At 67.2% G+C, this 11440-nt stretch carries 10 protein-coding genes; 2 read left to right on the plus strand and 8 right to left on the minus strand.

The genetic code is table 11. The annotated features are described in order from the left end of the window. Window positions 1-11: 11 nt before the first annotated feature. Window positions 12-1019, minus strand: coding sequence for an NAD-dependent epimerase/dehydratase (locus tag KA248_07615; GenBank protein ID MBP7829770.1), 1008 nt, complete (start codon window positions 1017-1019; stop codon window positions 12-14). A gap of 131 nt (window positions 1020-1150) precedes the next feature. Between KA248_07615 and KA248_07620 the strand changes: the two genes are divergently transcribed. Together KA248_07620 and KA248_07625 are read left to right on the plus strand one after the other, a co-directional pair. Continuing rightward, window positions 1151-1936 carry an MBL fold metallo-hydrolase gene (locus KA248_07620; GenBank protein ID MBP7829771.1) on the plus strand — a complete coding sequence of 262 codons (786 nt, stop codon included), beginning with the start codon at window positions 1151-1153 and terminating at the stop codon, window positions 1934-1936. Next, on the plus strand, window positions 1933-2805 hold the full coding sequence (locus KA248_07625; protein MBP7829772.1) for a hypothetical protein: 873 nt from the start codon (window positions 1933-1935) through the stop codon (window positions 2803-2805). The genes KA248_07620 and KA248_07625 overlap by 4 nt, the downstream gene beginning before the upstream one ends. A 35-nt stretch (window positions 2806-2840) precedes the next feature. Here the strand turns inward: KA248_07625 and KA248_07630 are convergent, their stop codons facing one another. The 7 genes from KA248_07630 to KA248_07660 all read right to left on the minus strand — a co-directional run bounded on the left by KA248_07630 (window position 2841) and on the right by KA248_07660 (window position 11328). Next, window positions 2841-3773, minus strand: a complete 933-nt coding sequence (locus KA248_07630; GenBank protein MBP7829773.1) for a hypothetical protein — start codon at window positions 3771-3773, stop codon at window positions 2841-2843. Continuing rightward, complete coding sequence (gene recJ / locus KA248_07635) at window positions 3766-5454, minus strand: single-stranded-DNA-specific exonuclease RecJ (protein ID MBP7829774.1); 1689 nt, start codon at window positions 5452-5454, stop codon at window positions 3766-3768. Before recJ ends, KA248_07630 begins: the two co-directional genes overlap by 8 nt. Window positions 5455-5471: 17 nt before the next feature. Continuing rightward, the gene (gene secD, locus KA248_07640) at window positions 5472-7961 is read right to left on the minus strand and encodes a protein translocase subunit SecD (GenBank protein MBP7829775.1); all 2490 of its coding nucleotides are present in this window, start codon (window positions 7959-7961) and stop codon (window positions 5472-5474) included. A gap of 41 nt (window positions 7962-8002) precedes the next feature. Then, window positions 8003-8362, minus strand: a complete 360-nt coding sequence (gene yajC / locus KA248_07645; protein MBP7829776.1) for a preprotein translocase subunit YajC — start codon at window positions 8360-8362, stop codon at window positions 8003-8005. Window positions 8363-8374: 12 nt separating this feature from the next. Continuing rightward, window positions 8375-9514: a tRNA guanosine(34) transglycosylase Tgt gene (tgt, locus tag KA248_07650; GenBank protein MBP7829777.1), complete on the minus strand. Its 1140-nt coding sequence runs from the start codon at window positions 9512-9514 to the stop codon at window positions 8375-8377. Window positions 9515-9583: 69 nt separating this feature from the next. Beyond that, entirely contained in the window at window positions 9584-10357 is a 774-nt protein-coding gene (locus tag KA248_07655) for an ABC transporter ATP-binding protein (GenBank protein MBP7829778.1), read from the minus strand. Further along, a complete protein-coding gene (locus KA248_07660; GenBank protein ID MBP7829779.1) occupies window positions 10354-11328 on the minus strand; it encodes an ABC transporter ATP-binding protein in 975 nt (324 codons plus the stop codon). The genes KA248_07655 and KA248_07660 overlap by 4 nt, the downstream gene beginning before the upstream one ends. Between the last annotated feature and the right edge of the window lie 112 nt (window positions 11329-11440).

Raw genomic sequence — 11440 nt, forward strand, 5'->3', positions numbered from 1 at the left:
AGTTGCCCGCCCTAACCCAAGGACAACTGGTGCATCCGCTTGATGTTGTGGTACATCGGGTTCGTCATCGGGTCCGGGATCTTCCCGGCGCGGTAGGCCTCCACGAGGCTTCGCACCGCGTCCTCGATGTTGTACTTCGGCTCGAAGCCCAGGACCCGGCGCACGCGGTCCGAGTTGACGTGGTAGGACCGGTTGTCGTCGGTCGGCACGTACTCCAGCGCGATGCCTTCGTCGCCGATGGTGCGCTTGACGATCCGGGCAATGTCCTCCACGGTTTCGTTCCGAAAGCCGACGTTGAACGGCACGCCGTCGATCTTCTCCGCGGGGGCCGCGAGGAACATCTCGTACGCGCGGACCATGTCCAGCACGTGGAGGTTCGGCCGCATCTGCTTGCCGCCGAAGATCCGGATCTTGCGGTTCACGAGGGCGTGGATGGTCAGGATGTTCACCGTCAGGTCCAGGCGCAGGCGCGGCGCGTAGCCGCAGACGGTCGCCGGCCGGACGATCACGCGGGTCAAGCCGCCGCCGAGATCCATCAACAGCTTCTCGCACTCGAGCTTGAACTTGGAGTAGTCCGTCAGCGGGTCGGGCGGATCGTCCTCGCGGACGTCGGGCTGCTCCTTGACGCCGTACACGCTGGACGAACTGGCGTAGATGAACCGCTTCACGCCGCCGGCCTTCGCGGCCTCGACGAGGCCGGGGAAGGCGTCCAGGTTGATGCCCTTACCGAGCTTGGGGTCGAGCTCGAAGCTGGGGTCGTTGGAGATGCAGGCCAGGTGGATGACCGCGTCCACGCCGCGCAGGGCCTCCTTCATGGCGGCCGTATCGCGGATGTCTTTCGCGATGCGCGTCAGGGCCGGGTGGCTGTTGCAGTCGGCGAACACGTTCTCGCCGTACCAGAACGTATCAACGACTTTCACCTTGTGCCCCTGCTTCAGGAGGGCCGGCACGAGGGCGCTGCCCACGTACCCGCCGCCGCCCGTGACCAGGATGGTCGGAAATGTCTGCGCGTTGCTCATGGTCGCTCCCGTCTTTTTTTATGTGTCGGCAGGGAGAAAGTGCCTGTCCGCGGCCGGAAAATCAAGCCGTGTCATCAGGATTCTCCCGCCGCCGGAATGTGCTATACTGGCGGCCGGAGAATCGGGAGACCATGCCCTTACAGGTTTGCGTGCTGGCCAGCGGAAGCTCGGGGAACTGCATCTTCGTGGGATCCGAGCGGACGGGGATCCTCATCGACGCCGGGTTGAGCGGCAAGGAAACGCTCCGCCGGCTCGACTTGCTGCGGATTGCCCCCGACCGCATCCGGGCGGTGTGCGTCAGCCATGAGCACAACGACCACACGGCCGGCCTGCGCGCGCTGCAGCGGCGGCACGGCCTGGACCTGTACGCCAACGCCGGGACGATCGAGGCGCTGCGCCGCAACCCGGACCTGAACGACCTGGCCTGGAAGGTGTTCAGCACGGGCTTCGCGTTCGCGATCGGCGACCTGACCGTCGAGCCGTTTGCGGTGTCCCACGACGCGTACGAGCCCGTGGGCTTCGTCATCGCCGCGGGCCGCGAGCGGGTGGGCATCGCCACCGACATCGGCATCGCCACGGGCCTCGTCCGGGAACGGTTGAAGGGCTGCCGGGTGCTGGTGATCGAATCCAACCACGACGAGCGGATGCTCAAGGAGGCCGAGCGCCCCTGGCACTTGAAACAGCGGATCGCAGGCCGGCAGGGGCACCTGTCCAACGCGTCGGCGGCGCGGCTGGTCTGCGAACTGACCGGCCCCGAACTCGAACATGTGTTCCTCGTTCACTTGAGCGAGGAATGCAACCGCCAGGACCTGGCCCTGAACACGGCCCGGCAGATGCTCGACCAGGCCGGCCATGCCCGCATCCGCGTCAGCCTGACCTTCCCCGACCGGATCAGCGACATCTGGTGCGGATCGTGACCCCCGCGGCGAATCCATACCGCGACGCGCTCCGGGGCCTCGAACTGGCCGATCCCGTGCGAGCCTTTTTCGACTGGTGCCGGGAACGGGAGCGCATCCGCGAAAGGCGCGAGCGCGGAGACCCGCCGCCGTGGAGCGCCGATCCGATCTTCCAGCACGGCCGGTTCCTGAATGTTTTCCGCGAGGACGACCGGGGCTCGCAGGCCGTCATCCGTTTCGTGCGGCGGGCGGGATCGTCTTTGCCGGAACTCCTGCATGCCCTGTTCTTCGCCCGCTGGTGCAACCGGCACTCGACGCTCGACGCGCTGGATCCCCGGCTCCTCCGGCAGCCGGAACGGTTGCGGCAATTTCTCCTGCATGAAGCGGCCCAACCGTGGTTCTCGGAAGCCTATCCCGTGGTCGAAGCGCGCTGGGAAAACCGGACGTACGATCGCCTCGAAGGCTGCATCGAACTGATCCCGCGGGCGCTCGGGTTCCTGGAGTCCTGCGTGCGCGGCGCGGAGGGGCACGTCGTCACGGCCGTGCGGCGGATCAACGGGGAATTCCGCATGAGCAACGACTTCCCCATCTTCATGGCCGTCGCGGATATCGCCTGGTTCGAGCCGTCGCTCATCCGGCCGGACAGCCCGGTCCCGACCGGCATCGGGTCCGCGCCGTTCATGGACATCCTCCAGCGACACCTCGGGCTGCCGGACCACGAAGCGACCATGGCGAAGATGATTGAACTCCAGGCCGAATGCTGGCCCGAGGCGCGCCGGAAATTCACGCCCATCGACGTCGAGTACCTGTGCTGCGAGTGCCGAAAGTACTACAGCTATGTCAACGGCACCAAGCGGTTCGAGGGGCGGAACCTGTTTGTGCCGTCCTGATGCGCCGCGGGGGCGCGGCGCCTCCGACTTCCAGGCTATGGAGACGGGACAGGCAATTCGGCGCGCACGCCGAGGCACAACCCCTGCCCCAGCACCTGCCGCGCAACGTCCTCCCAGATTTCGCGGGCGGCCGCCGCGGTTGGCATCGGATTCAGCCGCTGGCCCTGGGTCAGGTTGTCGGTAATGATGCCCGGCCGGCGGAGGATCGGCCGCGCGAATCCCGCTTCGGCTTCAGCCTGATGCGGGCGGCAGGGAAAGAAACTGTACATCCCCTCGTACGGCCGGTCGAACGTCGCGCCGATGTAGAGCCGGAAGGTCTGCGAAGGCGTCAGGTCCCGCACTTTCATCTCGTAGGCGATGGGCTCGAGGGTCGAGTGGAAGTATTCCGGCGGCACGACGTCCTTCAGCCGCTCGCGGTAGTTGGAGAGGCTCCAATCCACGTAGTCGGCGACGACGAAGACCGTGTCGACCACGAACCGGTCGCGCCCGCGGCCGGAGCCGAAGAGGATGACCGAACCGCGGGCCAGCCGCTGGAGCGCGGTCGGGCCGCGCCGGTTGTTCTGCTTGCAGATGCTGTAGAAGAACCGGTCGCCGAAGATGAAGGGATCGGTATTCATCAGCGGCGGGTCGTGCGGATAGAAGGCGACCGGCGCGGGGGCGAACAGGAAGCGCGGCTCGTCGCGGCCCGCGGGCTCAAACCGCTTCACGAGCCGTGTCGGCGGCTCGTATTCGCCCCAGAATACAAGGTCCGCGGATTCCGGCTGGCCCCCCAGCGACGCCAGGCAACGGCCGGGCTGGAGCAGGAACTTGCGGCGGTGCGGCTCCGTGTTCCAGGAGCGGCCTTCCGCCGAATCCGGCTCGTGCTCCGCGCCGGGGTGGATGAACTGGACCACGAAAAGTCGATCTCCCTGCGCGCGCGCCGCGAAGGGCTGAAGGAGGAGGAGGGCCAGCCATGTCGCCCTATTCACTGGCCCGGAAATCCTCCAGCTTCAGTTGCAGCGTCTCCCGCCCCATCCAGGAATTCATGTCCAGCGTGAAGGCGATGTCCATCGGCCCGTCCGGCAGAGGCTGGCCGGCCAGGTTAAACCCGATCGCCTCGCGCTGGGCGCTGCCGGACACCACCCGCAGCTTCAGGTGCTTGTCCTTCAGGATCCGCGGTTGGCCCAGTACGCGGACACGCGACGCGGCCCAGACCGGGCGCGGGTTGCCGCAGCCAAAGGGACGCAGCGCCTGCAGGTTCTCAAACAGCCGCTCGTCGGCGTCCGCCAGGTCGATCCAGGAGTCGACTCTCTGCACGGGGCGAAGCCGATCGGGCGGCACGGCATCGGCCACGCGCCGGCTGAACGCCTCGCGGAGCGCCGCCAGGTTCTTCTCCTCCAGTTCGAGCCCGGCGGCCATGGCGTGACCGCCGAACCGCGCGAGGTGATCCCGGCAGGCCGCCAGGTTCTCCACCAGGTTGAAGCCCTCGATGCTGCGGCCCGACCCGCGGCCCGTTCCGTCCTCGTTCAGGGTGATCATGAGTACCGGCCGGCCGTAGCGTCCCACTATTCGCGAGGCGACAATGCCGATGACGCCCGGGTGCCAGCCGCGCCGGGCCAGGACCAGTCCGGCGTGCTTCTCCAGATCCAGCGCGGCCACGTCCTGCAGCGCCTCTTCGAGAATATCCGCCTCTATCTTCTGCCGTTCGCGGTTGCCGCGATCCAATTGCCTGGCGAGCGGCTCCGCGGCGCCCGCGTCCTCCGTCAGCAGCAGTTCCAGCGCGGCCTGCGCGTCGCCGAGCCGGCCGGCGGCATTCAGGCGGGGCCCGATGACAAAACCCAGGTGGTATTCGCCGATCGCATCCCGTATTTCCGCGGCCTCGATCAGGGCCCGCAGGCCGGTCCACGGGTTGTTGTTCAACTGGCGCAGCCCGTAGTGCACCAGGATCCGGTTCTCTCCCTGCAGGGGAACCACGTCCGCCACGGTGCCGACCGCCACGAGATCCAGATAGCGAAAGACGAGGCGGGCGTCCGCGCCGGCCCGCGCCGCGAGTGCCCAGGCCAGCTTGAAGGCCACGCCGACGCCCGCCAACTGCCGCGCCTGTTCGTCGGAGCCCAACTTGGGATTCACGACGGCGGCCGCGGGCGCTACGTCACCGGAGGGTTCGTGGTGATCCGTCACCACCACGTCCACGCCGCTCTCTGCGGCGGCGCGCACGGCGTCCACGGAGCCGGTGCCGCAATCGACGGTGATCACGAGCTCGGGATGGTGGGCCTCGAGGCAGCGCCGGAGCGCGTCCACGCCCAGGCCGTACCCCTCCTCCAGGCGCAGCGGCAGGAACGGGACGGCCTCGCCGCCGAGGCCGCGAAGGAACCGGGTCAGCAAGGCGGCCGCCGTCACGCCATCGGCGTCGTAATCGCCGAAGATGACGATCCGCTCGCGGGCCTTGACGGCCCGCAGCACCCGCTCCACGGCCCGGCCCATGTCGGGCAAAACGGTCGGGTCGGCCAGATTATCCAACCGGGGATTGAGGAACCGGCGGGCCTCCGCGGGTTCGGCGAGTCCGCGGGCGGCCAGGACCTCGGCCAGCGGCCGGGGGATGCCCAGAGACGCCGCGAGCGAATCAGCCCGCGGGCCGATCCGCTCGACGGTTTGCCACAGCTTGGGCATGCCGGCCCGATGCCGGATCAACCGGCTTTTTTCTCGTCTTCGCGCGGTTTCTCGCGGTGCCAGAGGAGCGCGACCGGCGTGGCGATGAACACGGACGAGTAGGTGCCCACCGAGATGCCAATGAACAACACCAGGGCGAAGTCGTTGATCGCGCCGCCGCCGAAGAGCAGCAGGGCCGCCACGCTGATCAGCGTGGTGCCCGCCGTCAGCATCGTGCGGCTCAAGGTCTGGTTGATGGCCAGGTTCGCGACATCCTTGTACTTCATGCCGCGGTTGAGCCGCAGTTGTTCGCGGATCCGGTCGAACACCACGATCGTGTCGTTGACCGAGTAGCCGACGATCGTCAGCAGCGCGGCCAGCACCGGCAGGCTCAACTGCCGGCCCAGGATCGAGTAGAGGCCCATGGTGATCAGCACGTCGTGGATCAGCGCGACCAGCGCGCCGATGGCGAAGCCGAACTCAAACCGCCAGGAGATGTAGATGATCATCCCGAGGAAGGACCAGAGCAGGGCCTTGATCCCCTTCTTCTTCAGTTCCAGCCCGATCTGCGGCCCCACGTTATCCTGCTCGAGGACCGAGTACTTGCTGTCCGCGAAAGCCGTCGTGATCGCGGCGGCGGCCTTTTCGCCGTCCTCGAACGCGACCTTGATGTCCAGGTATTCCGCGCCCATCTCGCCGGTTTCCGCCGTGATCAGCCGCTGGTACTGGATGAACGGATCCTTGATCCCCGCGTCCGCCAGGACCTTGCGGAGGGCGTCCTCGGGCTGCTTCTGCTCGAACTGGAACGTGATCGCGGAACCGCCGGTGAAATCCACGCCGAAGTTGTCCTTACCGCGCCGGACCAAGCCGAACCAAGTGGCAAGGATGACGGCCAGCGAAAGGACGACCGCGAAGTACCGCTTGCCGACGAAGTCGATCTTCGTGGACTTGAAGAACTGGAGCATCTTCATGGTCCCGATGTCGAACTTCGCGGCGAGCGTGTTGAAGATCATGCGGGTGACCACGATGGCCGTGTACATGCTGACCACGATGCCGGCGCTCAAGGTGACCGCGTACCCGCGAACCGGGCCGGAGCCCTGCCAGAACAGGATCACGGCGACCAGCAGGGTCGTGATATTCGAGTCCAGGATCGTCCAGAGGGCCTTGTCGTAGCCCGCCGGGATGGCGGCGGCGAAGCGCTTGCCGGCCGCCTGCTCTTCGCGGATGCGCTCGAAGATCAGCACGTTCGCGTCCACGGCCATGCCCGCGGTCAGGGCGAGGCCGGCGATGCCGGGCAGGGTCAGGGTCGGCAGGCTGATCGCCCCGCCCCCGCCGAGGCCGCGGCTCTCCAGGATGCTGAAGAATCCTGCCACCAGCCACATGCCGAAGGGCAGGAGGAGCAGGTCGAGCACCAGGGCCAGGTCGGCGACGACGCCGAGGCCGAGGTAGTAGATCAGCATGAAGCCGACGACGGCCAGCGAGCCGTAGATCGCCGCGCGCTTGCCGCTGTCGACCGATTCCCTGCCCAGCGACGGGTCCACGCGGCGCTCCTCCATCACCTTCACGGGGGCCGGCAGCGCGCCCGCGCGCAGCACGATAGACAAGTCCTGGGCTTCCTTGACGGAGAAAGAGCCCTCGATGACGGCCTCGCCGCCCTGGATGGCGGTTTTGATCCACGGGGCCGAACGCAGCTGGCCGTCGAACACGATCGCTAGGTAGCGCTTGTTGTCCATGCCCGGATTGCGGGCGCCGCCCGGGGCGTAATCGCCGGTCAGGTTGGCGAATTTCCGCGCACCCTTGGAATCAAACTTCAACGTCACAATCGGCTGGTTCAGCGGCGGACGGTAGTCCACGCCGGCGCTGCGGAGGTTCTCGCCGGTCAGTTCGACCAGGCGGCTGACGTAGTAGGGCTGGAACAGCTCCTGGCCCTGGCGGATTTCCTTCATCAGCATGAACTCGTAGTTCGGCTGGGGTTTGAACGCGCGGAGGCGGCTCCGGACGTCGGCCGCCGTGGTGCCCGGCGCGTCCAGGGAGGTGTCGCGCTTGTAATACTCAACGGATCGCCATTGGCCGTTGGGCATCTGCTCGTCGATGGAGACGATCTTGTATCCCTCGGGCGCCAGTTCCTGGTCGAAGAGATCCTCGACCAAGTCGTCGTTCTTCGGGTGCACCATGCGGAACTCGAGGAAGGCGGCGCTCTGGATGTTGCGCACCGCCCGTTCGCGGTCCTCGGGGCCGAGGCCGGGCATCTGGACAACGATGCGGTTGTTGCCGGGCTCGGGATAGATGATCGGCTCCGCGACGCCCATCGCGTCCACGCGGCCGCGGATGACTTCGAGGGCGCGGGCCTGCGCGTCCGAGATGGCGTCCGGCGCCAGGGTGGTCGTGTCCACCTCGAGCACGAAACTCATGCCGCCGCGCAGGTCAAGGCCCAACTTGACCTTATCGCGGAGGGGGGTGACCAGCACCATTGACCAGGCCACGAGCCCGATGAGCACCAACCATTTCCAGAGCGAATGCTTTTCCATGTTTCCGAATCCTCTTTCGCGCCAACGCGTTGCAACTTACGTCATTTCCGGGCGGGACCGTCCTCGGGCACTTCGCCTTTTTCCAGCACCTGCGTGACCGCCCCGCGGACGACCTCGAGCTTCACGCCCTCGTCGACCTTGATCGTGAAGGTCTTCTCCTTGGCGTTCGTGACGATGCCCAGGAGGCCGCCGCAGAACACGACGCGGTCGCCGCTCTTGATCTGCGACAGGAGGGCGCGGCGCTCCTTCTCGCGCCGCTGCTGGGGGCGGATGAGCATGAAGTAGAAGATCACCAGCATCAGGCCCAGCCACCCGATCATGAACACCGGCGACTGCTGCTGCTGTCCCCCGGCCCCGCCGGGCGCCGGCGCCATGGCCAGCCACGTCATCATAAAGTCCATTTTTTTCGCTCCTTACTCGTCGCGACCGGGTTGATCCCGGTCTTTCCCATACTGTTCCACAAATTCCTTCGCGTACTCCGCGAACCCGCCGGCCCGGATGGCCATCCGCATCTCCTGCACGAACGCCTCGTACCGGAACAGGTTGTGTATCGACAGCAGGCGGATCCCCAGGATTTCGCCCACGTTCATCAGGTGCCGCACGTACGCCCGCGAGAAATGACGGCAGGCATAGCAGCCGCAGCCTTCCTCGATGGGCCGGGGATCTCGGGCGTACAGGGCCGCCTTGACGGGATACTTCCCCGCGCGCGTGAACGCCGTGCCGTGCCGCGCCAGCCGCGTCGGCATGACGCAATCGAACATGTCCACGCCCCGGGCGACGGCCTCCACCATGTGCTGGTGCGAGCCGACGCCCATCAGGTAGCGGGGCCGGTCCGCCGGCAGGTGCCGCACGCTATCCTCGATCCCCTGCAGGATCAGCGCGTGCGGCTCCCCCACGCTCACGCCGCCGATCGCGTAGCCGTCGAAGCCCATTTCGATCAGCCCGCGGGCGCACCGCTCGCGGAGGTCCGCATACACGCTGCCCTGCACAATGCCAAAGACCAATTGCCCGGCTGCCCTCGGCTGCCGCGCACATAAGGCCGCCCATGCTAGGGTCCGTTCCACGGCTTGGCAAGCGTATTTCCTGTCGCACGGGTACGGCGCGCATTCGTCGAAAACCATCGCAATATCCGAGCCCAGCCGCCGTTGGATCGCCATGGCCGACTCGGGGCCGAGCACGTGGGTGGCGCCGTCGACGTGGGACTGGAACGTGACCCCGTCGTCCGTGATTTTATTGAGCTTCGCGAGGCTGAAGACCTGGTAGCCGCCGCTGTCGGTCAGGATCGCCCGGTCCCACCCCATGAACCGGTGCAGGCCGCCCAGTTCCTCGATGATATCCACTCCCGGGCGGATATTGAGGTGGTAGGTATTGCCGAGGACGATCTGGAAGCCCAGGTCCTCCATCTCCGCCGGCGTCATGGCCTTGACGGTGGCCTGCGTACCCACGGGCATGAAGACGGGCGTATCCACCGGCCCGTGCGCGGTCCAGAGCCGGCCCAGCCGCGCACCGCAGCCGGGGTCCTGATGCAGAATCTCGAAGGTGCCGGGGGTCATGGAGGTGGACAAAGGGTTCAGGGTTCAGGGTTCAGGACCAGCCACCATTCACTATTCACCATTCACTATTCACTTCCGAAACGGATCCGGCACCGCCGCCAAAAGCGTCCGGGTATACTCATGCGACGGGCTTTCGTAAAGCCGATCCGTCGGGGCGGACTCGACGATCCGGCCCTCGCGCATCACCAAGACCCGGTCGGCGATGCTGCGGACGACGGCCAGATCGTGAGATATAAAGAGGTACGCCAGCCCCAGTTTCTCCTTCAACTCGATCAGCAAACGCAGGATTTGCGCCTGCACGGACACGTCGAGCGCCGAGAGCGCCTCGTCCGCCACCAGGAAACCCGGTTCGACGGCCAGGGCCCGGGCGATGGCCACGCGCTGACGCTGGCCCCCGCTGAACTCATGCGGGTATCGGCCCGCCGAGGAGGCCGGCAACCCGACCAGGTCCAGCAACTCGGCCACCCGCGCGGCCCGGTCGCCCGCCCACCGGTGGACGATCAGCACTTCTTCGATCGCCCGGCCCACCGTGATCCTCGGGTTAAGCGAGCCATACGGGTCCTGAAATAGAATCTGCGCCCGCTTCCGGAATGATTTCAGCGCGGGCCCTTCGAGCCCAGCGACATCGACGCCCTCAAAAATGACGCGGCCGGAATATATGGGTTCCAAGCGGAGCAGGGCCCGGCCCAGCGAACTCTTGCCGCTTCCGCTCTCGCCCACCAGCCCCACCGTCTCGCCGCGCCCGATGGCGAAGCTGACCTCATCGACCGCGCGGACGATCTCCTTTCCGCGCCGGTACTGCACGCGCAGTTCGCTCACCTCGCACAGCGGGACCGGCTTCATGCGTCCCTCCAGAAATGGCAGGCCACCGCGCGTCCCGCGCCGGCCTCCTCGTCCGCGGGCATCCGCTCGCGGCACACGGCCTGCGCGCGCGGACAGCGGGGATGGAACCGGCAGCCCGTGGGCCAGTCCGACGGGTCCGGCACGGAGCCCGCGATGCCCGACACCCGCGCCCGGCTCCCGGTCAGCCTGGGCACGGCGTCCAGCAGCGCCCGCGTGTACGGATGCGCCGGATGATCCAGCACCTCGCGCACCGGGCCGGACTCCACGAGGCGGCCGGCGTACATGACGTAGACCCGCCGGGCGATCCGGGCGACGATGCCCAGGTTGTGCGTGATCAGCAGGACCGCCATGCCCAGTTCCGCCTGGAGCCGCGCGAGCAAGTCCATGAGCTCCGCCTGGATGGTCACGTCCAGCGCGGTCGTCGGCTCGTCGGCCACGAGAAGCTTCGGCCGACAGGCCAACGCCATGGCGATCATCACGCGCTGCTGCATGCCGCCGCTCAACTGGTGGGGATAGGCCTTGATCAGCGCCGCCGGATCGGGCAGCCCGACTTTGCCCAGGAGCGCCACGGCCGCGGCTGGCGCATCCTCGTGGTGCCGATGCAGCCGGATAGCCTCCATCACCTGCGCGCCCACCGTGAACAGGGGATTGAGCGCGTCGGCCGGCTCCTGGAAGACGTAGGCGATCTCGCGCCCGCGCACCCCGCGCAGGCCGGCGGAGGGCTGCTGCAGCAGGTCCTCCCCCGCGTACCGGATCTGGCCGCCCGCGTACCAGCCCGGCGGCTCGGGCACGAGCCGGGCCAGCGACAGCGCCGTGACGGATTTTCCGCAGCCGCTTTCGCCGACCAGCGCGACCGTTTCGCCGGCGCCGACCTGGAACGAGACGCCGTCCACGGCGCGGGCCGGCCGCGCGGCCGGCCCGAAGCAGACGCGCAGGTCGCGCACTTCCAACAATGGTTCTAACGTGGTCATGCCGGTATTTCGACAGGCGGGTAATCTAGGCGCTCGCCCGCGCTTCAACCAGTTTTTTCAGAGCGCGACAGCATCGTTGACACGCTCCTACGGCTCCCGTATGAAGGAGCGA

The organism is Kiritimatiellia bacterium, from assembly GCA_018001225.1.
GTDB lineage: Bacteria > Verrucomicrobiota > Kiritimatiellia > CAIQIC01 > JAGNIJ01 > JAGNIJ01.

Bases quoted from the DNA above. Each gene is read 5' to 3' on its own strand.
- KA248_07660 (MBP7829779.1), bottom strand. From the start codon at position 11,328: ATGACCACGTTAGAACCATTGTTGGAAGTGCGCGACCTGCGCGTCTGC.
- yajC (MBP7829776.1), bottom strand. From the start codon at position 8,362: ATGGACTTTATGATGACGTGGCTGGCCATGGCGCCGGCGCCCGGCGGG.
- KA248_07620 (MBP7829771.1), top strand. From the start codon at position 1,151: ATGCCCTTACAGGTTTGCGTGCTGGCCAGCGGAAGCTCGGGGAACTGC.
- KA248_07655 (MBP7829778.1), bottom strand. From the start codon at position 10,357: ATGAAGCCGGTCCCGCTGTGCGAGGTGAGCGAACTGCGCGTGCAGTAC.
- tgt (MBP7829777.1), bottom strand. From the start codon at position 9,514: ATGACCCCCGGCACCTTCGAGATTCTGCATCAGGACCCCGGCTGCGGT.
- KA248_07615 (MBP7829770.1), bottom strand. From the start codon at position 1,019: ATGAGCAACGCGCAGACATTTCCGACCATCCTGGTCACGGGCGGCGGC.
- secD (MBP7829775.1), bottom strand. From the start codon at position 7,961: ATGGAAAAGCATTCGCTCTGGAAATGGTTGGTGCTCATCGGGCTCGTG.
- recJ (MBP7829774.1), bottom strand. From the start codon at position 5,454: ATGCCCAAGCTGTGGCAAACCGTCGAGCGGATCGGCCCGCGGGCTGAT.